This window comes from Escherichia sp. MAL-1 (genome assembly GCF_052948035.1).
This window is the reverse complement of sequence record NZ_CM129609.1, coordinates 4191252-4211570: the sequence shown is the minus strand read 5'-3', so window position 1 is coordinate 4211570 and position 20319 is coordinate 4191252. Positions and strand designations below refer to the sequence as shown.

Genomic DNA, 20319 nt, shown 5'->3' with positions numbered 1-20319 from the left:
CCAGGCGGAGAAAGGGGAATAGCAGGTGGTGCCTGGTTTCCCGTTAAGGCTAAGGGAATTTCACGTCACAGGTACTTTTTTGGCACGATAAGCACTGGGCGAGCAACCGACTAAGCGATTAAAAAAGCGCGCAAAATAAGCCGGATCCTTAAAACCGAGTTGCCAGGCAATATTGTTCACGGCGTTATCAGAAAACAGCAGCAGCCGCTTGGCTTCTCGTAGCTGCCTGTCGAAAATCAACCGTTTTGGCGGACGGTTGGCAAAGCGGCGGCAGATGTCCGTGAGGCGTGATTCGGTGATATGCAGTTCGTTAGCGTAATCCGGTACTGTCCAGTGCTGATGAAAATGGCTTTCAATAAGCATATGAAAACGCTGGAACAGTTTTAATTCTCCGCGCATTCCGCTGGCGGCATGGTCGTCGAGTTTTGCGTTACGCAGCAGTAGGGTGAACACTGCCTGTGCCAGTAACGTCAGGGTGTGTTCCCGTCCAGGCAGTTGTTCTACCGATTCCCGCTCTATCAGTTGCCAATAGTGTTCCAGCGCCGCCAGTTCGTCGGGTTTATCTGCCAGTGACAGGCAAATCCCCGGCAGGCCGAAGGTTTCCCGAGTGCCCGGATAAAGAACTTCCAGCAGGGGCCAGATCAGATCTTCCCGTACCGTCAATACATGACCGTCAGCATCAGACTCCGTAATAAACGCATGAGGTACTGACGGCGGCGTCAGGACAAACAGGGGCGCTTCCACCGAGTAGCGATGATCGTCAAGCTGTAGCTCAATCTGTCCGCTATTGAGGAAATGCATCTGAAAGTACTGTTCGTGGCGATGTGGCAGCATATGGCGGCCAAAAAAGGCCGCCATGCGGGCGAACGACTGATAATGCACATCGTCCGTGCCCAGGCTTTCATCGTACTCTTTGCTGATATCAATATTGGCAATCTGACGGTCACACATCGTCGTTCCTTACGGGGTCGCTCGCGGACGGGAGGACTGCATTGGAATTGCCCAGATAATCCCCGCACCAATCACCAGCAGCGCGGCAACAAACCACAATCCACTGTTAAAGCTGCCGGTCAGATCTTTCAACCAGCCGATCATAAACGGACTTAATGCTGAACCAATGTTGCCAGTGGCGTTGATCACCGCAATACCGATCGCTCGTGCCCGCAGGCTGATGGACTGATCCGGTGTTGTCCAGAAAATCGCCATTGCGCTGAATGATCCGGTCGAAGCCATAATGATCCCCAGCATCTGGATCATGTTGTGATCAGTTGCCGAAGCCAGTAACCAACCAGCGGCAGCGAACAAATAGGGAAGGGCGGTGTGATGCCTTCGTTCCTGGCGGCGATCTGAGTGACGGCTCCAGTAAATCATCCCGAGAATGGTACAAATCTGCGGTACGGCGGCCAGCAGGCCGATGGTGATATTACTGCTGCCTTGATTAAAGCTTTGTAGGATCTGCGGTGTCCAGATGCTGATCGCACTAAGTGTGTTGGTCAGGCAGAAATACGCCAGGGTATACATCATCACCACCGGAGTGAAGATCTCCCGCCACATGCTGCGTTGTTGCATGGCATGGTGGCTGATGGCTCCCTCTGGCTGAACCAGCGTCAGACGATCGTTATCCATCATCTCTTGCAGGCATTTTTTGTCTTCTTTCGTCAGCCACTTAGCTTTGTCCGGTGAGTCATCAAGCCAGAACCACACCATGACGCCGAGTAATACCGACGGGAAGCCTTCCAGCAAAAACAGCCACTGCCAGCCTTTTAATGCCATTACGCCATCCAGCGACAAAATGTAGCCGGAAACGATCGATCCCAACGCTGTCGTTACCGGCATTGCCACCATAAACAAGGCGTTGGCACGGGCGCGGAAGTAGGCCGGAAACCAGAAGGTTAAATAGAGCAGAATGCCAGGCAGAAAGCCGGCTTCGGTAATGCCAACCAGTATACGCAGTACGTACAAGCTGGTGGGGCCAGTGGCAAACATGGTAGCAGTAGAGGCGATGCCCCAAAGCACCATGATGGTGGCGATCCAGCGCCGTGCACCGACAATACTCAGCATAATGTTGCTGGGAATGCCGAAGATGACATAAGCGGCGTAGAACAGGGTGGTAGCGAGGCCAAACATGGTGGCGCTCAGACCGAGGTCGCGTCCCATAGTTAGTCCGGCAAAACCAATGTTGATGCGATCAAGGAACGAGAAGATAAACAGCACGAACAGAAAGACGATCAGGCGGCGAAATAGCTTCTTAATAACCGCCTGTTGTCCGGCAGTCAGCGCTTTATGCTGATTCGCCGGATCGATACTCTCCGGTATGGCAGGTGAGGTGTCGCTCATTTTTCTTCCTCTAATGGGATTTTTGTAGGGTACGACAAGGTTTATGGCGGATGCGGCGTAAACGCCTTATCCGGTCCGCGATTTGGTACGGCTTTTTGCCTGATGCGGCGTAACGCCTTATCAGGCCTACGATTTGGTGCGAGTGTAGGCCGGATAAGCGCAGCGCATCCGGCATTAATACACGCCGGGCTTAATCGCTGTAGCCTGCGCGCCAAACCGTGCTGCCAGCGCTTCGGCGGCGCGGGCGAGCAGGGTGGTGTCAACGCCGACGGCGACAAACAGCGCGCCCAGTTCCAGATAGCGTTTTGCCAGTTGCTCATTGGCGATCAGGATCCCCGGCGCCTTACCCGCTTCGCGGATCTGCACGATCGCCTGCTCAATGGCGACCTGTACTTCCGGGTGCTGCGGATTACCGGCATAACCCATATCGGCGCTCAGATCCGCCGGGCCGATAAACACGCCGTCGACCCCTTCCACGTCCAGAATCTGCGGTAAGTTCTTCATTGCCTCACGCGTTTCGATCTGCACCAGCACGCACATTTGATCGTTGGCTTTTTGCAGGTAATCAGGAATGCGATTCCAGCGCGAGGCGCGGGCCAGCGCACTGCCCACACCGCGAATACCGGCGGGGGGATAACGGGTGGCGCGTACCGCTTCACGGGCTTCGTCAGCGTTTTGTACCATCGGCACCAGCAAGGTTTGTGTGCCGACGTCCAGCAGTTGTTTGATTTGCACCGGATCGTTCCACGATGGGCGTACCACTGGCTGACTGGGGTAGGGCGCAATCGCCTGTAGCTGGGTGAGCACGGTTTGCACGTTATTCGGCGCGTGTTCACCGTCGATCAACAACCAGTCGAATCCTGCTCCGGCCAGTAACTCTGCGCTGTAACTGCTACTCAGCCCCAGCCATAATCCGATCTGCGGGCGGCCTGCTTTCAGCGCCGCTTTAAAACTGTTTTCCATCGTTCTCTCCTTAAACAAAGCGGCAGCTAATGGAGCCCATGTTGCCGTAATCGACGTGGAAGGTATCGCCCTTACGCGCCGGAACCGGGCGGGTGAACGAACCGCCGAGAATGATTTGCCCGGCTTCCAGTTGTACGTCATACGGTGCGAGTTTGTTCGCCAGCCAGGCCACGCCGTTTGCCGGATGATTTAGCACACCAGCGGCGACGCCAGTTTCTTCAATCACGCCATTGCGATACATCAGGGCGGAGATCCAACGCAGATCCAGTTCGTCTGGTTTGATCGGACGACCGCCGAGGATCACTCCGGCGTTGGCGGCGTTATCAGAAATGGTGTCGAACACTTTGCGCGGGCGCTGGGTTTCCGGATCGATGTTGTGGCAGCGGGCGTCGATCAGCTCCAGCGCCGGGATCACGTAGTCCGTGGCGTTGTAGACGTCGAACAGCGTGCAGTTTGGCCCACGCAGCGGTTTTGCCAGCACAAAAGCCAGCTCCACTTCAATGCGCGGCACGATAAAGCGATCGGTCGGGATATCGCTGCCATCGTGGAAGAACATGTCGTCCAGCAATGCACCGTAATCTGGCTCGCTGATTTGTGAGCTGGCCTGCATCGCTTTCGAGGTCAGGCCGATTTTGTGGCCTTTCAGCGTGCGGCCTTCGGCGATTTTCAGTCGGACCCATTCGCGCTGTACGGCGTAGGCGTCTTCGATGGTGATCTCCGGGTAATCCAGCGAGATCGCGCGGATCTGTTCGCGCTGTTTTTCTGCCTGATCCAGACGCTGGGCGATCAGGGTGTGGGTGTGTTTGTCGAACATAGCGATATCCTGTGGCATTGCCGGATGCTGCTGCGCCTTATCCGGCCTGGAAGCTGGTGCAAATTTATTTAAACAACGCGTGTACGTTGTTCTGTTTGAAATTCAACGTCGGGTGCAGCTCTGCAATCTCAAATGAAAGCGCCAGGTAACGGCTCTCCATCAGTGAGGCGAAGTGCGTTTTAATCAGATCAAACAGCATTTCTCCTACTTCCTGACGGCTTTCCAGACTGCGTCCGCTGCCGATTTTTAGCGTCATATGCACAAAGGCGTAATCGTGCTTGCCATCAGCCATTTGCCAGGTATCGATCCAGTGCGCCCGGCTACGTATTCCCCCAAGCGGAAAAATCCCCGTTGCCGCCAGTGCAGTGTTAACACTGGCAAACAGCTCAGGTAAGCGGGCTTCTTCACGAATATTTTCAGTACATTCCACGATAAAGTGCGGCATAAAACGTCCTTACGCGGGCAGCGGGAAAACAGCGTTAACCTGACCGGTGCCAGAGCTTGGGAACAGCTCGGTAATAAACTCCACCTTGCCGTCGTATTTATCCCAGCCGAGCATCCCCAGCAGCATCACCGTGTCGTGCATATTGCCTTCGCCGTAGCAGTAGTCGGCGTACTCCGGCAGCATATTGCAAAACTCTTTGAACTGGCCTTCGCGCCACAGCTTCACCACGCGCTCGTCCATCTGGCGGTCGAACTCGCGGGTGTAGCTGTTCATCCCTTCTTCCGCACGCTGATCGTCAATAAAGCGGTGCGATAACGAACCGCTGGCAAGGACCGCCACGGTGCCGTCGTACTGTTCGATCGCTTTCAGAATCGCTTCGCCCAGCTTGCGGCTGTCGGCAAAATCGTGAACCGTGCAGAAAGCCGAAATGGAGACCACTTTGAAGTGCTTGTCTTCATTCATGTAGCGCATCGGCACCAGCGTGCCGTATTCCAGTTTCAGGCTGGGAATATTGTGCGCTTTTGCCCGCACGCCGAGCTTTAAGGCTTCATCGGCAATTAGCTGCCCCAACTCCGGGTTGCCCTCGTAGTTGTAGGTCATGTCACGAATAAAATGCGGCAGTTCGTTACTGGTGTAGACGCCTTCAAAATGGTCTGCACAGTTGATGTGATAAGCACTGTTGACCAGCCAGTGGGTGTCGAAAACGATAATGGTATCGACGCCCATTTCCCGGCAACGCTTGCTGATCTCTTTATGCCCGTCGATCGCACCCTGGCGACAACCGTGGTTTTTTCCTGGTAGTTCAGAGAGATACATCGACGGTACGTGCGTGATCTTGGCGGCTAACGCTAACTTACCCATATCAGACTCCCCATTTCGGAATTGGATGGTCGCCCATGGAAATGCAGACGTTCTTCATTTCCGCGAACACTTCGAAGCTGTACTCACCGCCTTCACGCCCGGTGCCGGAGGCTTTTACGCCGCCAAACGGCTGGCGCAGGTCGCGGACGTTCTGGGTATTGACGAACACCATGCCTGCTTCAATGCCACGCGCCAGGCGTAACACTTTGCTGACATCCTGTGTCCAGATGTACGACGCGAGGCCGTACTCCACGTCGTTTGCCAGGCGTAAGCCTTCGGCTTCGTCTTTAAACGGCAGCAGGCAGGCGACCGGCCCGAAAATCTCTTCCTGGGCGACGCGCATACGGTTATCTACGTCTGCCAGCACCGTTGGGCGCAGGAAGTTGCCGCCTTTCAGGTGCGCAGGCAGGTCAGACGGTTTATCCGGGCCGCCCGCCAGCAGGGTTGCGCCTTCTTCAATGCCGAGACGGATATAGCCGGAGACTTTTTCCCAGTGTTGCTGGCTGATAAGTGCCCCAACCTGGGTATTCGGATCGTTCGGATCGCCCACGCGCAGACGGTTGGCGCGTTCGGCAAAGCGTTTAACGAATTCCGGGTAGATGCTTTGCTGAATAAAGATGCGCGAACCGGCGGTGCAGCGCTCGCCGTTGATCGAGAAGATGGTGAACAGGGCGGCGTCCAGCGCGCGTTCAATATCGGCATCTTCAAAAATCAGCACTGGCGATTTTCCGCCCAGTTCCATGGAGTATTTTTTCAGCCCGGCGTTTTTCATGATGTTGCGCCCGGTGGCGGTACCGCCGGTGAACGACACGGCACGCACGTCATGATGACGGACCAGCGCATCCCCTGCGGTTGCGCCGTAGCCCTGTACCACGTTCAGCACGCCCGCCGGAATACCGGCTTCCAGCGCCAGCTCACCCAGGCGGTCAGCGGTCAGCGGGGAGAGTTCTGACATCTTCAGCACCGCAGTATTGCCCAGCGCAAGACACGGCGCGACCTTCCATGTGGCGGTCATAAACGGCACGTTCCACGGCGATACCAGCGCACAAACGCCTACCGGTTGCACCAGCGTGTAGTTGAGCATCTTGTCGTCAACCGGATAGGTCTTGCCGTTCATCTGCTGGCAGACTTCCGCGAAAAATTCAAAGTTGTGAGAAGCGCGTGGGATCAACACATTTTTGGTCTGATGGATCGGCAGGCCCGTGTCCGCGGTTTCCATCGCGGCGATCTCAGGCACGTTCTGGTCGATCAGATCGCCCAGACGGCGCATCAGGCGCGCACGCTCTTTCATCGGCAGATTGGCCCATTTCGGGAACGCCTCTTTCGCTGCCGCTACCGCCTGATTGATCTCCGCTTCACCGCCAGAGGCCACATCCGCCAGCACTTCACCCGTCGCCGGATTGGTGGTCTGGAAGTAGTCGTTACCTGCAACATTTTTGCCGTTGATCCAATGATTTACTTTTTTCATTTCGCTGTTTCCTCACTCACAATTCGGTTCACCAGGCAGCCCACGCCTTCTACTTCCACCACTACTTCATCGCCAGGCACCACGTCAGATAAGCCTTTTGGTGTGCCGGTGGCGATCATGTCGCCCGGATTCAGGGTCATAAATTCGCTTAAGTAGGCGATCAGGAAGGGCACGCTGAAGATCAGATCGGCGGTGGTGCCTTGCTGGCGTAACTCGCCGTTGACGAAGGTGCGAAGGGTCAGATTATGCGGGTCCGGGATCGCCTCTTTCGGCACGATGGTTGAAAGCATCGGCGTCAGTCCGTCGCGGCTTTTTACCCGCAGGTTAGGGCGGTAGTAGTTTTCCAGATAGTCGCGAATGGCGTAGTCGTTACACACGGTGTAGCCCGCGACATAATCCATGGCATCGGCTTCGCTGACGTTACGCGCCTGTTTGCCAATAACTACCACCAGCTCCGCTTCATAGTGCATGTATTCAATATTGTTTGGACGCACGGAGGTCTGGTTATCGCCAGTGAGGGTATTTGGCGCTTTCAGGAACACCAGCGGTTCTTCCGGTGGCTTAAATTCCAGTTCGCTGGCGTGGTCGGCGTAGTTCAGGCCGAGGGCAAACAGCGTGCCGTGCGGGTGTGGCTGCGTTGGGAAGCTCTTGCGCGTGGTCACTTCACGTTCGTCCACTACCGGATTTTCCAGCGGCGGGAAACCTTCTGCGAGAACACGAACGCGATCGCCTGGCTGTATTTCCACGCGCGCCTGTGGCGTGCCGAGCAGAATGGCATCGCCTGGATTCAGTGTGGCAAATTCGCTCAGGGCGCTCAGCAACTGCGCGGCGTTACGTTGTAAATCGGCGGTATTCCAGTGATCGGCAGGACGCCCGTTGATCTCGGTATAGATGGTCAGATTATCGACATTGCTGAGAGCCACGGTTTCGCCAATGGGGCAGAATCCATCACGACATTTTGCTTTGATTGCCGGGCGGTAAAAGCTCTCTTCCGGCAGGCTGACGTCGTTAGCCAGCGCATATCCGGCGATGTACTCTGCCGCATCTTCTTCACGTACTTTCGTCGCCGTTTTTCCCACAATCAGCGCAACAGTCGCACCGCTCAGTACCTTTTCACCCTGTGGAAAGGGAATCGGTTCACCGCAACCAATCACCGTATTGCGCGGTTTAATAAACCAGACCGCAGTTTTAGGCGGGGCTTTGTAGGGGGATTGCTGGAACGCTTCCTGCCATGCATCAAGTTGGCTGCGATGGTTCAACGCTACGGCGAAGATAGTGCCTTTCATTACCACTCCTCGGATTCGATCATCTTAATCATTAATATGTTAATGATTACTTTTATTCCCGATTGCGTAGTTTGGCAAAAGTAAGTGATGTAAATGTGATCTAATTAACAAACTATTTACATTTAAAGATAATAAAATATTAAATATCAGTAAGTTAATAAAATATCATCAATTTTGATAAAATCAGGAATTGCAGGGACAGCGCAGTCCCGGTAACGTGACGATTAACTGTTTCTATATTAATGATTTTGAATTTTTCAGGGGAAAGATAATGCACGACTCTCTAACCATTGCGTTGCTCCAGGCGCGAGAAGCGGCGATGAGTTATTTTCGCCCAATCGTTAAACGGCATAATTTGACTGAGCAACAGTGGCGCATCGTGCGTATTCTGGCGGAAAGCCCATCAATGGATTTTCACGATCTGGCGTATCGTGCCTGCATTTTGCGCCCAAGCCTGACCGGGATCCTTACGCGGATGGAACGCGACGGTTTAGTGTTGCGATTAAAGCCGATCAATGATCAGCGGAAGCTCTATATCTCGCTGACCAAAGAGGGGCAGGCGCTGTATAACCGCGCTCAGACACAGATTGAAGAAGCCTATCGGCAGATTGAAGCTCAGTTTACTGCCGAGAAAATGCAACTGTTAACCCATCTGTTAGAGGAATTTATTGCTCTGGGCAATTCCCGACAAGAAGACATCCCGGGCGATAATGAATAACTTTTTAGTATCTGATAACCAGCCCCTGGTTTTTCCATGGATGGCGGGTTACACCTTTTCATAAAGTTTTTGCTTTCCAGGCCGAAAATCTTGCATCGGTCCACAGGAAAGAGAAACCATGTTAAAACGTATCAAGATCGTGACCAGCTTACTGCTGGTTTTGGCCGTTTTTGGCCTTTTACAACTGACATCAGGCGGTCTGTTCTTTAATGCCTTAAAGAATGACAAAGAAAATTTCACTGTTTTACAAACCATTCGCCAGCAGCAATCCACGCTGAATGGCAGCTGGGTCGCGTTGTTGCAGACGCGTAACACCCTCAACCGCGCGGGTATCCGCTACATGATGGATCAGAATAATATTGGTAGCGGTTCAACCGTTGCTGAGCTGATGCAGAGTGCCAGTATTTCGCTGAAACAGGCGGAAAAAAACTGGGCGGATTACGAAGCGTTGCCGCGTGACCCGCGTCAGAGCACCGCCGCAGCGGCAGAGATCAAACGTAATTACGATATTTATCACAATGCGCTGGCGGAGCTGATCCAACTGTTAGGTGCAGGCAAAATCAACGAGTTCTTTGATCAGCCGACTCAGGGATATCAGGACGGTTTCGAGAAGCAGTATGTGGCTTACATGGAACAAAACGATCGGCTCCATGATATCGCCGTCAGCGATAACAATGCCTCCTACAGCCAGGCGATGTGGATTCTGGTGGGCGTGATGATCGTCGTACTGGCGGTCATCTTCGCCGTCTGGTTCGGTATTAAAGCCTCGCTGGTAGCGCCAATGAATCGCCTGATTGACAGCATTCGTCATATTGCAGGCGGCGATCTGGTGAAACCGATTGAGGTGGATGGCTCTAATGAGATGGGGCAACTGGCAGAGAGTTTGCGCCATATGCAGGGAGAGCTGATGCGTACCGTCGGTGATGTGCGCAACGGGGCCAATGCCATCTATAGCGGTGCCAGCGAAATCGCTACCGGCAATAACGATCTCTCTTCGCGCACCGAGCAACAGGCTGCTTCGCTGGAAGAGACGGCAGCCAGCATGGAGCAACTGACCGCAACGGTGAAACAGAACGCCGAGAATGCGCGCCAGGCCAGCCACCTGGCGTTAAGTGCTTCTGAAACGGCGCAACGCGGCGGCAAAGTGGTAGATAACGTGGTGCAGACTATGCGTGATATCTCCACCAGTTCGCAGAAAATCGCCGATATTATCAGCGTAATTGACGGCATTGCCTTCCAGACCAATATTCTGGCTTTGAACGCGGCGGTTGAAGCAGCGCGTGCGGGTGAGCAAGGACGTGGTTTTGCGGTGGTTGCGGGAGAAGTGCGTAATCTGGCCCAGCGTAGCGCCCAGGCGGCTCGTGAAATTAAAAGCCTGATTGAAGACTCGGTGGGGAAAGTGGATGTTGGCTCTACGCTGGTCGAAAGCGCCGGGGAAACAATGGCGGAGATTGTCAGTGCTGTGACCCGCGTGACGGACATTATGGGCGAAATTGCTTCTGCTTCTGATGAGCAGAGCCGTGGTATCGATCAGGTTGGCTTAGCGGTTGCTGAGATGGACCGGGTAACTCAACAGAACGCCGCGCTGGTGGAAGAATCTGCCGCCGCCGCCGCCGCGCTGGAAGAGCAGGCCAGTCGCCTGACCGAAGCAGTGGCAGTGTTCCGGATTCAGCAACAGCAGCAACAGCAGCGTGAAACATCGGCTGTGGTAAAAACCGTGATGCCAGCTGCGCCGCGTAAAATGGCCGTGGCAGATAGCGGTGAGAACTGGGAAACGTTTTAATCGCCATAAAAATGCCCGATAAGCAAAATGTTATCGGGCATAGGGAGATTAATCTTTCCGTGGGTCGTTGATCGGCTGACGAACCAGGAAGATGTACGCCAGTGCCCCCGCTGCGGTGACGCAACCGCAGATGATTAGTGCCAGACGGAATGAGTGGGTGGTATCAACAATAAAACCAGTAATGATCGGCGCAAAAGAGGCGCAGATGAAGCTGGCAAAGTTCTGGATACTGCCCACCGACGCAGTCATGCGAGAAGCAACTGCGACGTGGATCAAGCCCCAGCAGGATGTTCCGGCAAAGTGAATACAGAACAGTGCCATACCAATCAGCAGAACCGCTGTCATGGATGTTGTCGCTTGCGGTACGACCAGCGTAAAGGCGGCAGAACAGAACATCCCGGCAATAATGCAGATCTTACGGCTTTTAATCGGAGCCATTCCCCCTTTGACCAGCCAGTCAGTAACGTAACCGTTGACCAGCATCCCGGCAGCCCCAAACAGGAAAGGGATAGCCACCATCAACCCTGTGCTTTTTAAATCCAGGTTATAGGCTGTTTGCAGGTAACCAGGAAGCCAGGCCAGATACAGCCACGCAGTGTAGTTGATGCCACTGAATCCGAGCATCATTCCCCACATTGTGCGGTTACGGAACAAGCTGCGCCATTCGGCAAAACTGAGCGGATCTCGGCGGGCATTGACGCTACCTGCATTGAGATAAGCTTGTTCAACGGCAGTCAGTTCTACGTGCTCGCGGTTGCGATAGAGCATATACCAGCCGATGGTGAGAAAAATCCCCAGTACACCAATGGTAATAAACATCCCGCGCCAGCCCATCACCAGCATCATCGCCGCCAGAATCGGTGGACTTACGGCAACGCCAATGGTAGAAGCTGCGTTGAAGAAGCCCATCGGGCGTCCGCGCTCTTTGATGTTGAACCAGTCGTTAATGACTTTTACACCGCATGGGTTCATCGGCGCTTCACCAATTCCCATACCGATACGCACCAACACGAACTGCGTAAAGCTGTGCACCATGCCAGACATTGCCTGGAACAGTGACCAGAAGAACATCCCCAGTCCCAACATCAGGCGCGGGCCTTTACGATCCAATAGTGGGCCGCAAGGAAGTTGCGCAATCCCGTAAGCGAGTGAAAACACGGAGAGCAAAGCGCCGATTTCGGTGGCACTTAATCCCAATTCTTCACGAATCGTTAAATTTGCTACCGACAGCGAACTGCGGTCGAGATAATTGATTACCGCCGCAAAAAATAATAACAACATGGCGGTGGTTTGAATGCGTTTAATTCGGGTACTGCGTTGAACTAATCCATCTGGTGGCACGGGAATATCTGCCGACGAAGATGGAGTAAATGAAGAACGCGGATCGAGGGTGATATTTTCTTTTTCCACGCCGGACTCCTGTATTTATAATTTTAATTGTTTACGTAATTGTGCATTACGCAAGGTTGACATTAACGGCAGGTTAAAGTTTTAGGACTTTACTACCGCTCACAAAAAAACATTTTTAGTCGACTGATTGTGAGCATAGGTAAGCGGGAATTTTCCGGTATTTATCTTTTGATAAAACTGTGCACCCGCTAATAGTTTGCTGTTTTTAATCCGTACTTAATGAGCATAACGCATGTTCTCATTAATGGATCGAATCATTGATTGTTTAGCTGAATTCAAATGGTTACGGAGCGCAAGGGTGGCATCAAGGTCACTGCGGCAAATCAGAGCGCTGAGAATGGTCATATGCTCATCGACGGCAATGATATTGCGCTGTTTAAGATCGCTTTCGTCCCATTGATAGTGAAAATGAAAGATGACTGAGATGATCTCAAGAGATTGATCAAAAAAGATATTGTCGGCAGCTGAAAGCAGTAAGGAGTGAAAATCTCTGTCAAGTTGCGAGAACATGCGAAAGCTATTGCCGATGTTGTCACGCAGTAGCCGATGACGTTCGAGCATGGTTTTCGCCTGCAGCCAGCGGGGATCATGATCAGGCAGGTTGAGAAAGTGCTGAAGTGAATGTGTTTCGAGCATTTCGCGTAGTTCAAACAGCTGCTCGGCGTAGGATTGATCGAATTGCTTCATGCTCCACTGGCCGCGCTTTTCGCTTTGAATAAGATTATAACGGCCGAATTTTAAAAGATATTCTCTTACTACAACCGGGCTGACACCCGCGGCCCGAGCCAGTTGCAGTTCAGAAAAAGTTTCCCCAGGGCGTAACTGGCGCTGGTTTATCATCGTGAAAAAAGCCTGCTCAAACACTTTGTTTTGTTCACTCATTGAAGCGGTAGTACAGGCGAAACCGTCATCATGGTCAGGTTTACGCGCAATCACATAGTCGTTTCCAACCTGCGTTAAGACGCCGCATTCGCGTAAGTGGCTGAGAATATGACGCACTGTAGTGCGGCTGATGTTGTACATTTCCGCCAGCGCACTTTGCGATGGAAGTGGGGAAGGGATATGACCCCGCGCCATATCATCAATGACCTGGTTAATCACATTGTGGCGTAAATTTTGTGAACGACTCATATTTTCCTCCTTGTGAGTCCATTAAAACCCGATTTAAAACATTTTTATGCGTGTGTTTTCACAAAACAGATTTTCCGTTCCGCTGCCATTTTTCATTTTCATTGATATCTAAGGCAACAAAAAATGGAGAGCCGAATCATGTCTACGATGAATGTTTTAATTTGCCAGCAGCCGAAAGAATTAGTCTGGAAACAACGCGAGATACCTATTCCGGGTGACAATGAAGCATTAATAAAAATTAAGTCTGTCGGGATTTGCGGTACCGATATTCATGCCTGGGGTGGAAATCAACCATTTTTTAGTTATCCACGTGTTTTAGGCCATGAAATATGTGGGGAGATTGTTGGGCTGGGTAAAAATATTGCTGATCTTAAAAATGGTCAGCAAGTTGCTGTGATCCCTTATGTTGCCTGTCAGCAATGCCCGGCGTGTAAAAGCGGGCGTACCAATTGCTGTGAAAAAATTTCAGTCATTGGCGTGCATCAGGATGGCGGTTTTAGTGAGTATTTGAGCGTGCCGGTGGCGAACATTTTGCCCGCAGACGGTATTGACCCGCAGGCGGCCGCATTGATTGAACCTTTCGCTATTAGCGCTCATGCGGTGCGTCGCGCAGCCATTGCTCCCGGCGAGCAGGTGCTGGTGGTCGGGGCGGGGCCAATCGGTCTGGGCGCGGCGGCAATCGCTAAAGCTGATGGCGCACAGGTGGTGGTGGCGGATACCAGTCCAGCGCGCCGTGAACATGTGGCAACGCGTCTGGAGTTGCCCGTGCTGGACCCGTCAGCCGAAGATTTTGACGCGCAGCTGCGGGCGCAGTTTGGTGGTTCGCTGGCGCAGAAAGTGATCGACGCGACAGGTAATCAACATGCGATGAATAACACCGTGAATTTGATTCGTCACGGCGGCACGGTGGTATTTGTCGGCCTGTTTAAAGGTGAGTTGCAGTTCTCCGATCCGGAATTCCATAAAAAAGAAACGACGATGATGGGTAGCCGCAACGCCACGCCGGAAGATTTTGCTAAAGTCGGTCGACTGATGGCGGAAGGAAAAATCACTGCTGACATGATGTTAACCCATCGCTATCCGTTCGCCACGCTGGCAGAAACCTACGAGCGCGATGTGATTAACAATCGTGAGTTGATTAAGGGTGTAATTACTTTCTGATAAGGCGAGATTATTAAAGTTGCCATGCAGCGTCCGGGGAAGTGTTGGGCGCTGTTTTTTTTCTGTTTCTCAATGATGTTTTGTAGGCCGGAGAAGATGTGTAGGTCGCACCTTATGCGACCTACACATCAGTCAGAAATTACCCTTCACGTTCCACAACTTTAATTTCCACCATGCCGATCCCGAGCTTACGCGGCGAGTGTCCGAGGATATTCCCTTCGTTGGTTGAGACAGGTTCCGGCGGCACAATTACCAGTGTGTCGGCATCGGTTGGGTTATCGAAATGCAGTGTGGTGGTGGTCACTTCATTGCCCAGCACAAGAGTTTGTTCTTCATTGCCTACGCGTACCGGAATAGGACGGCTGGCGTTATTGCCGTATGCTTTGGCGGTAATCACCAGGTCAAATTTCTTCGGCAGCGGATGCTTGTACTCGATTTTTACTTCATCGCCCAGCTGCGCGTTGGACCAGCGGCCCCACGACTCTGGACGGGAAATCCCACTAAACTGTTTCACCTCTTCTGGCGCACCGGCGACGTTGAAGATGAAACTGTCGGCTTTGTAGCGAATATCGTTATCAACAATTTTCAGCGTATCGACATTGCCTTTATAACGCGCCATGTCGATGACCGTATCTTTAAATGCCGTTTTGCCCTGCCATGTTGTTTTGTCAACATGCTGAACAATTTGCTGACCGCCAAGCTGCCCTTGCGAGACACACCAGTCGGTGGAGAGTGCCAGTTCCGGAGCCCAGAGTTGTGCCATCTTATAGCAACGGTCAACCCAGACGAAATTGTCGCGTGGAGCGAAATCGGCCAGCTGGAAACGCAGCGGTGCTGAGTATTCGCTTTCCGGCAGCGGTTCCACGCGTTTGTCTGAAACCCGCAACAGCAGCGGCAAACGGAAATGGCTACCCGAGAAGGCAATCATGTTTTTCTGCTGGTCGATGGTGAACTCTTTCATCTCTTTAGGGAATTTCCACAGGCGGATGATATCCGGCTTCCACGCCAATGTTTTCTCTTTGATATTGAGGAAGATTTCCGACATTGACTGCCCGGATAAACTGCTACGACCAAGTCCGAGATAGTTATCGCCACCGAGAATGTCCAGCACCGTCGCGCCGTTATCCATCGTGTTACGCTTCACTGCCAGCGTCTCTTGCTGCGGCTTGTCGCCACGAATGACAAAAAACAGGTTATTGCGATCCTGCTTATTGAGGTATTTCCACGCCGTGTTGTTCATCGCTAAATGGTCAGAAGAGACGACGATGACGGTATCTTTAAACCACGGTGACGCTTTGATTTTGTTGATAAACGCCGAGATATTCTCCTGGCTGCAACTTACCGCGCTGAATGACTGGTTCGGCTTACCGTCAAAATCATATTTTTTGCGGTTACAGGTACGCGAGATAAAACCATCCGGGTGATGGGTATCGACTGTCAGGGTAAACAGTGAGAATCGCTGACCTGAGCGGGAAAGCTCTTCAAACTTTTTCCACGCTTCATCGAGAACGGTATCGTCGTAGAATCCCCAGTCGTTGCGATAGTGCGGGTCGGCCACCACGCTTTTCAGCTCTTCTGAGCCGTATAAGTGGTCGAAGCCATGCGACTTCAGGAACACATCTTTACCGGCAAAACGCAGATTCGCGCCCTGCACGAAATAGTTCTGATAACCCGAGTTTTTCAGGATATCGCCCAGACAGATGTTCTGCGGGAAGAAGCTGGAGACAGAGGCGGAGGCGTTGCCTTCAAAGGGGGCAAACAGCGGTATGCCGCACTGAGAAGCCACCATGCCCGCAATCGTGTAATCCGTTCCTGGCAGCTGCTGCGTGTGGCTGAAATCCAGGCCTTCATTTTTCAACGCGCCCAGTTCAGGCGTGAGATCCGGGAAAGCTTCGTTATCAAAATAGGTCCGCTCGAGACTTTCGCCGTAGATATAAACCAGGTTGAGTTTCGGGTCAGGGATAGTTTTCGACGGCTCTTTATAATAAGCCGCAAAGTCCGGGTCGCCATCGCGTGACTGGGATTTCACCAGTTCCGTTATCTGACGAAATGCCGGGCTGGCGTCCACCGAACCCAGCGCCAGTAAGAGCGCCAGCAGGCTGTAACCAAAATGGTGCGGATGATGGCGACGACGGCGCAGGATCCAGCCCAGCGCACCGAACACCGCTGTCAGCCCCAGCACAATGCCGATACCCGGCAGGATGTATTTGCTGACGCCAGCACCGGTCAGGCTGTTGGTTAAGGTATAGAGAACCGCGTCGTTAATACCAGCGCCAGTAAAATAGTCGCTGGCAAACAGGGTGATATTTAAAACGACAAATAGCCCCAGCACCGTTAATGTGGCTGCAAACCACCAGGTGTTACGTCCCGCTTTCCATGCGTAAATCAGCACAGAGGCGAGAAAAAGGGCGAAAGAGAGTAGTTCTGACAACGGGCGATCCTCACTAAACCGGGCCGTTTAGCCAACGTTTAAGCTTTTTGAGAAGCACAATGTAATGGCGTCGCCATATTGCTGCAATTCTAGTGTCAAAAAAATGCGATGTTGTTAGGAATTAGTTTATAAACAGACTTTTTTGATCGCGGTCGCTTCCCGTGTAACAGGGGGAAAACCGTCCAGGAGCAGGGAAAAGGGCAGGAGAGAGCCGCGTCAGCCGGGTAACAGCTAAAACGCGGCGTTTCGCGGTTCAGGAAATGAAGTTCAGCCCCTGCTTTAACACCAGATCGCAGGCTTTGGTTTTCACCTTTTCTGCCAGCGGAGTCGTTCCGATGTTATCCAGATTGAGTTGCTGACCATCTTTGGTTTTCAGCAAACCCTGAATGCCATCCAGATAGTTGGTGTCTTCTTTTTGTTCTTCACTGTTCAGGCCCAGCTTTTCCAGCACCTGGTTCTTGATGTTTTCGGCATCGGTTACCGACGCCAGCTTTTGCTTCGCGCAGTATTGCAGAATGCCTGCGGCGTTGTTCATGTTATCTGCGCTTAAGGCCTGGTTCCCGCTGCTAAGCAAGTTAGTTAATGACGCGAGCGACCAACCGCCTTCCTGTGTCGTGCTGTTTTGGTTGCCAAGTTCGCTGGCGGCGCTGGAGAGCGCATCTTTCCAGGACGCAGCATGCACCCCAGTGGAAATTAATGCGCTGGCGGCAATGGCACAGCACAGAAGATGTTTAACAGTTTTCATCATCATTACTCAAGGTGGAATTGTGTCGCAGTATACCGCCAGAAACGGGGATTAATACTCTTTACCTGTTACCCGGCTACGGTAGCTATCCCAGTTGAAGATCACCCACAAACTGTTACCCAGGCGCATACGGTCCATCACGCGTTCGCCCAGCAACTTGGTCATCTCTTCCATATTACTGTTGGTCAGCATCCCGGTTGGGCGTTTGGAAGAAGAGCGGCGATCGACGATCTGGTTGATGATCACTTTTTCGTATTTCGATTCGGTCTGCACGCCGATCTCATCGATCACCAGCAGATCAACGTTGCTCAGATCGTTAAGCAGTTGTTCTTCGCTGGTACCGCTATTCCTGAAGGTATCTTTCATCGCCGACATAATATCGGCCACGGTGATGATCAATACGGATTTACCGCGTAGCAGCAGCTCGTTGCAGATTGCCGCCGCCAGATGGTTTTTGCCGGTTCCTGGCTTACCAGAAAAGATGAAGCTGGCGATGTTGCCGTCAAACTCTTCGACATACTGGCGCGCTTTGCTTAACGCATTCATCTGCCCTTCACACTCAACGCGATAGTTCTCAAAGGAGCAGTTCTGATGCAGTGGACGAATACCGGAGCGGTTAAAGGTGCGCTGCATTTTCATCGCCCGATTTTCACGTTCGAGAGCGGCGGAGCGGATCGCCCCTTGTTCTTTCTGCCAGGCCAGTAGCTCTTCACCCGTTTTGAATGCAGGTTTGATATGGGCAGGCATCATTTTTTGCAGGCGTTGCATCAGGTCGCCAACGTTTTTCATCGTTACCCTCTGAATCCTGGTGGAATTTGGCTGTCAGGTTCGCTGACCGTATTCACATCTCGTTTCGGCAGTCCGCCGTTGCTGGCACGACCGATTTGCAGGCTGCGCGCCAGTTTTTGTTGCCACTGCACATGGTGAAAGACTTTACCTTCCGCCTGCCAGTAGGCAATGAATGAGGCCAGTTCTTCGGTGGTCACCGGCTCTCTTAGCGCCACGCCCCATAGCGCCGCCAGGCGGATAAAGTCGGCATCGGGTTGCCAGTCCGGATACATGGCGAATTTCCCCATGGGGACAGCAACGGGAGCGGCTTGCGGTTCCTGATAGAGTTGATCGTCCAGAGCGACATCGCTTCCCGGACGCGCCAGCTTTTCTTCCAGCGCCAGCAGTTCAGCCAGACGTGCAGGCGTGACGGCATAAAACGCCGGGGCATTGTTAGCAAATACGGCAACCACACCGCCTTCAGCTTTTGCCAGAACGGTTTGGTGATCGTGTACCAGGGCGTCAATACCAACGACGTCCGGGGTCAAAACTCTGGAAGACATACTGTTTCTCAAATATGGAACGATGAACGAGAAGGGAGATAACTTTTATAGTAACACACGGAGGAGAGGAGGCTGTCTCTCATCCGTGTGCTTAAGCGAGGCAATTTTATACGCGAGGGCGCTTGCGGTACAACCATAATCCAGGAATGGAAAGACCGATGGATAACGCACCAACAATCGATGAAGCTGTAAGAAAGTTGGTTAACAGGGTAATCATCAACGGTTCGCTGTAACCTAACTGGCTGATTTTTACCGCCGAAATCATTGCGGTATAAGCCGATATGCCCGGGAACATAGGGATAACGGCCGCCACGGTAAACACTTTCGGATGCGCCAGATACCAGCGCGACCATTGAATACCAATGGTGCCGACCAGCATAGAAGCCATAAAAGTTGACCACTCAATATTCAGCCCGCTGGTCATTAAGATCATTCGTGAACCATGGCCAATCGCGCCAAGCAGCGCACACCAGCGTAACGCCCGCACGGGAACGTTGAACACCATCGCAAAGCCGACCGCTGGAATGGCGGCGAGGATCATATCCTGCGCCAATGCAAACAGAAACTCGATCACACCCATCCGCGTAGCCCCCAAATCGTCAGTGCCATCACTACGCCGACGCAGGTAGCCAGCGTCAGCAGACTGGCGATCGCCCAGCGTGCCAGTCCGGTATTGATGTGGCCTTTAAACATATCGGCGACGGCATTAATCAACGGAAAGCCCGGCACCAGCAGCAGAACGCTGGCGGCCATCGCAATGGTGGGTGTATCGCTGAAAGTGGGAAGTTGCAAAAGCAATCCGGAAATGGTGGTGGCGGCGAAAGCGGTAAGGCAAAAGTTGATCTGTGGATGAAGATGACGTTGTGCCAGCAGCTGGCGGATATACATCGCGGTCGTACTGGCAAAGAAGGTGATGACGGCACCATCCCAGCCACCGTTATTGAGTTTACAGAAACAGGCGCAAGAAAGGCCAACCATTAAGGCTACCAGCCATCTTGGGTAACGTAATGGCTGAATTTGGCTAAATCGTTTCTCTACGCCTTTGTAATCCAGCAGATGATGCTCCGCAAGAATCACAATGTGCTGGACTTCAGTCACCACATGCATATTAATGCCGCGATCGTGATTTTTTCGTGTCGATGTCAGGCATTGCCCATCTTTAATAGTTGTCAGCACTATGGCGTTCGAAGAGATAGAACTTTCGACGCTGTCCATTCCCAACGCCCGACCCAGTCGTGAGGAAAGCTCATCAACCAACGCGCTTTCCGCACCATGTTGCAAAAGAAATAATCCACACTGGATACAAAGCCGCGTTACGGCTCGCTGTTGCTCAGTTTGCATAACTCGCCCTTTGTCATAGACGTGCTGCGTATTGTTCAGATAATGAGAATCCATTTGTATCATGAAGCACGGTTGTTTTGCGGTAGGTTAAGAT

At 52.6% G+C, this 20319-nt stretch carries 19 protein-coding genes; 3 read left to right on the top strand and 16 right to left on the bottom strand.

Annotation, left to right across the window (positions count from 1 at the left end):
• Positions 1-60: 60 nt before the first annotated feature.
• The 8 genes from hpaA to hpaG form a co-directional block, all read right to left on the bottom strand.
• The gene (gene hpaA, locus ACU8XX_RS21000) at positions 61-951 is read right to left on the bottom strand and encodes a 4-hydroxyphenylacetate catabolism regulatory protein HpaA (RefSeq protein WP_000332890.1); all 891 of its coding nucleotides are present in this window, start codon (positions 949-951) and stop codon (positions 61-63) included.
• A 9-nt stretch (positions 952-960) separates the two neighbouring features.
• Positions 961-2337, bottom strand: coding sequence for a 4-hydroxyphenylacetate permease (gene hpaX / locus ACU8XX_RS20995; protein WP_001285764.1), 1377 nt, complete (start codon positions 2335-2337; stop codon positions 961-963).
• A gap of 174 nt (positions 2338-2511) precedes the next feature.
• Positions 2512-3300: a 4-hydroxy-2-oxoheptanedioate aldolase gene (hpaI, locus tag ACU8XX_RS20990; RefSeq protein WP_001612285.1), complete on the bottom strand. Its 789-nt coding sequence runs from the start codon at positions 3298-3300 to the stop codon at positions 2512-2514.
• Positions 3301-3310: 10 nt separating this feature from the next.
• Positions 3311-4114, bottom strand: a complete 804-nt coding sequence (gene hpaH, locus ACU8XX_RS20985) for a 2-oxo-hept-4-ene-1,7-dioate hydratase (protein ID WP_000459750.1) — start codon at positions 4112-4114, stop codon at positions 3311-3313.
• A gap of 64 nt (positions 4115-4178) precedes the next feature.
• Positions 4179-4559 carry a 5-carboxymethyl-2-hydroxymuconate Delta-isomerase gene (locus ACU8XX_RS20980; RefSeq protein ID WP_001119868.1) on the bottom strand — a complete coding sequence of 127 codons (381 nt, stop codon included), beginning with the start codon at positions 4557-4559 and terminating at the stop codon, positions 4179-4181.
• Between the two features lie 9 nt (positions 4560-4568).
• On the bottom strand, positions 4569-5420 hold the full coding sequence (gene hpaD, locus ACU8XX_RS20975; RefSeq protein WP_000516990.1) for a 3,4-dihydroxyphenylacetate 2,3-dioxygenase: 852 nt from the start codon (positions 5418-5420) through the stop codon (positions 4569-4571).
• A 1-nt stretch (position 5421) separates the two neighbouring features.
• Entirely contained in the window at positions 5422-6888 is a 1467-nt protein-coding gene (gene hpaE / locus ACU8XX_RS20970) for a 5-carboxymethyl-2-hydroxymuconate semialdehyde dehydrogenase (protein WP_000757512.1), read from the bottom strand.
• Entirely contained in the window at positions 6885-8174 is a 1290-nt protein-coding gene (gene hpaG, locus ACU8XX_RS20965) for a 4-hydroxyphenylacetate degradation bifunctional isomerase/decarboxylase (protein WP_000679090.1), read from the bottom strand. Before hpaG ends, hpaE begins: the two co-directional genes overlap by 4 nt.
• Positions 8175-8445: 271 nt before the next feature.
• Here hpaG and hpaR point away from each other — a divergent pair, with 271 nt between their 5' ends.
• Entirely contained in the window at positions 8446-8892 is a 447-nt protein-coding gene (gene hpaR / locus ACU8XX_RS20960; RefSeq protein ID WP_000543914.1) for a homoprotocatechuate degradation operon regulator HpaR, read from the top strand.
• Between the two features lie 118 nt (positions 8893-9010).
• The gene (gene tsr, locus ACU8XX_RS20955; protein ID WP_000919544.1) at positions 9011-10675 is read left to right on the top strand and encodes a methyl-accepting chemotaxis protein; all 1665 of its coding nucleotides are present in this window, start codon (positions 9011-9013) and stop codon (positions 10673-10675) included.
• A 48-nt stretch (positions 10676-10723) separates the two neighbouring features.
• Here tsr and ACU8XX_RS20950 read toward each other — a convergent pair whose 3' ends face one another.
• Together ACU8XX_RS20950 and ACU8XX_RS20945 are read right to left on the bottom strand one after the other, a co-directional pair.
• Positions 10724-12085, bottom strand: a complete 1362-nt coding sequence (locus ACU8XX_RS20950) for an MFS transporter (protein ID WP_202837336.1) — start codon at positions 12083-12085, stop codon at positions 10724-10726.
• Between the two features lie 216 nt (positions 12086-12301).
• On the bottom strand, positions 12302-13216 hold the full coding sequence (locus tag ACU8XX_RS20945) for a GntR family transcriptional regulator (protein ID WP_001543395.1): 915 nt from the start codon (positions 13214-13216) through the stop codon (positions 12302-12304).
• Between the two features lie 138 nt (positions 13217-13354).
• Here ACU8XX_RS20945 and lgoD point away from each other — a divergent pair, with 138 nt between their 5' ends.
• On the top strand, positions 13355-14377 hold the full coding sequence (gene lgoD / locus ACU8XX_RS20940) for an L-galactonate oxidoreductase (protein WP_000106033.1): 1023 nt from the start codon (positions 13355-13357) through the stop codon (positions 14375-14377).
• A 139-nt stretch (positions 14378-14516) separates the two neighbouring features.
• Here the strand turns inward: lgoD and opgB are convergent, their stop codons facing one another.
• The 6 genes from opgB to ACU8XX_RS20910 all read right to left on the bottom strand — a co-directional run bounded on the left by opgB (position 14517) and on the right by ACU8XX_RS20910 (position 20225).
• The gene (gene opgB / locus ACU8XX_RS20935) at positions 14517-16808 is read right to left on the bottom strand and encodes a phosphatidylglycerol--membrane-oligosaccharide glycerophosphotransferase (protein ID WP_240765285.1); all 2292 of its coding nucleotides are present in this window, start codon (positions 16806-16808) and stop codon (positions 14517-14519) included.
• Between the two features lie 253 nt (positions 16809-17061).
• Positions 17062-17556: a DUF2501 domain-containing protein YjjA gene (gene yjjA / locus ACU8XX_RS20930; protein WP_001308243.1), complete on the bottom strand. Its 495-nt coding sequence runs from the start codon at positions 17554-17556 to the stop codon at positions 17062-17064.
• 48 nt (positions 17557-17604) lie between these two features.
• Positions 17605-18342: a DNA replication protein DnaC gene (gene dnaC / locus ACU8XX_RS20925; protein ID WP_000799911.1), complete on the bottom strand. Its 738-nt coding sequence runs from the start codon at positions 18340-18342 to the stop codon at positions 17605-17607.
• A 2-nt stretch (positions 18343-18344) separates the two neighbouring features.
• Positions 18345-18884 (bottom strand): primosomal protein DnaT, encoded by a 540-nt coding sequence (gene dnaT / locus ACU8XX_RS20920; RefSeq protein ID WP_000098818.1) that lies wholly within the window; start codon positions 18882-18884, stop codon positions 18345-18347.
• Between the two features lie 106 nt (positions 18885-18990).
• Positions 18991-19464, bottom strand: a complete 474-nt coding sequence (locus tag ACU8XX_RS20915; RefSeq protein WP_000538176.1) for a threonine/serine exporter — start codon at positions 19462-19464, stop codon at positions 18991-18993.
• On the bottom strand, positions 19455-20225 hold the full coding sequence (locus ACU8XX_RS20910) for a threonine/serine exporter family protein (RefSeq protein ID WP_001341281.1): 771 nt from the start codon (positions 20223-20225) through the stop codon (positions 19455-19457). The genes ACU8XX_RS20915 and ACU8XX_RS20910 overlap by 10 nt, the downstream gene beginning before the upstream one ends.
• Between the last annotated feature and the right edge of the window lie 94 nt (positions 20226-20319).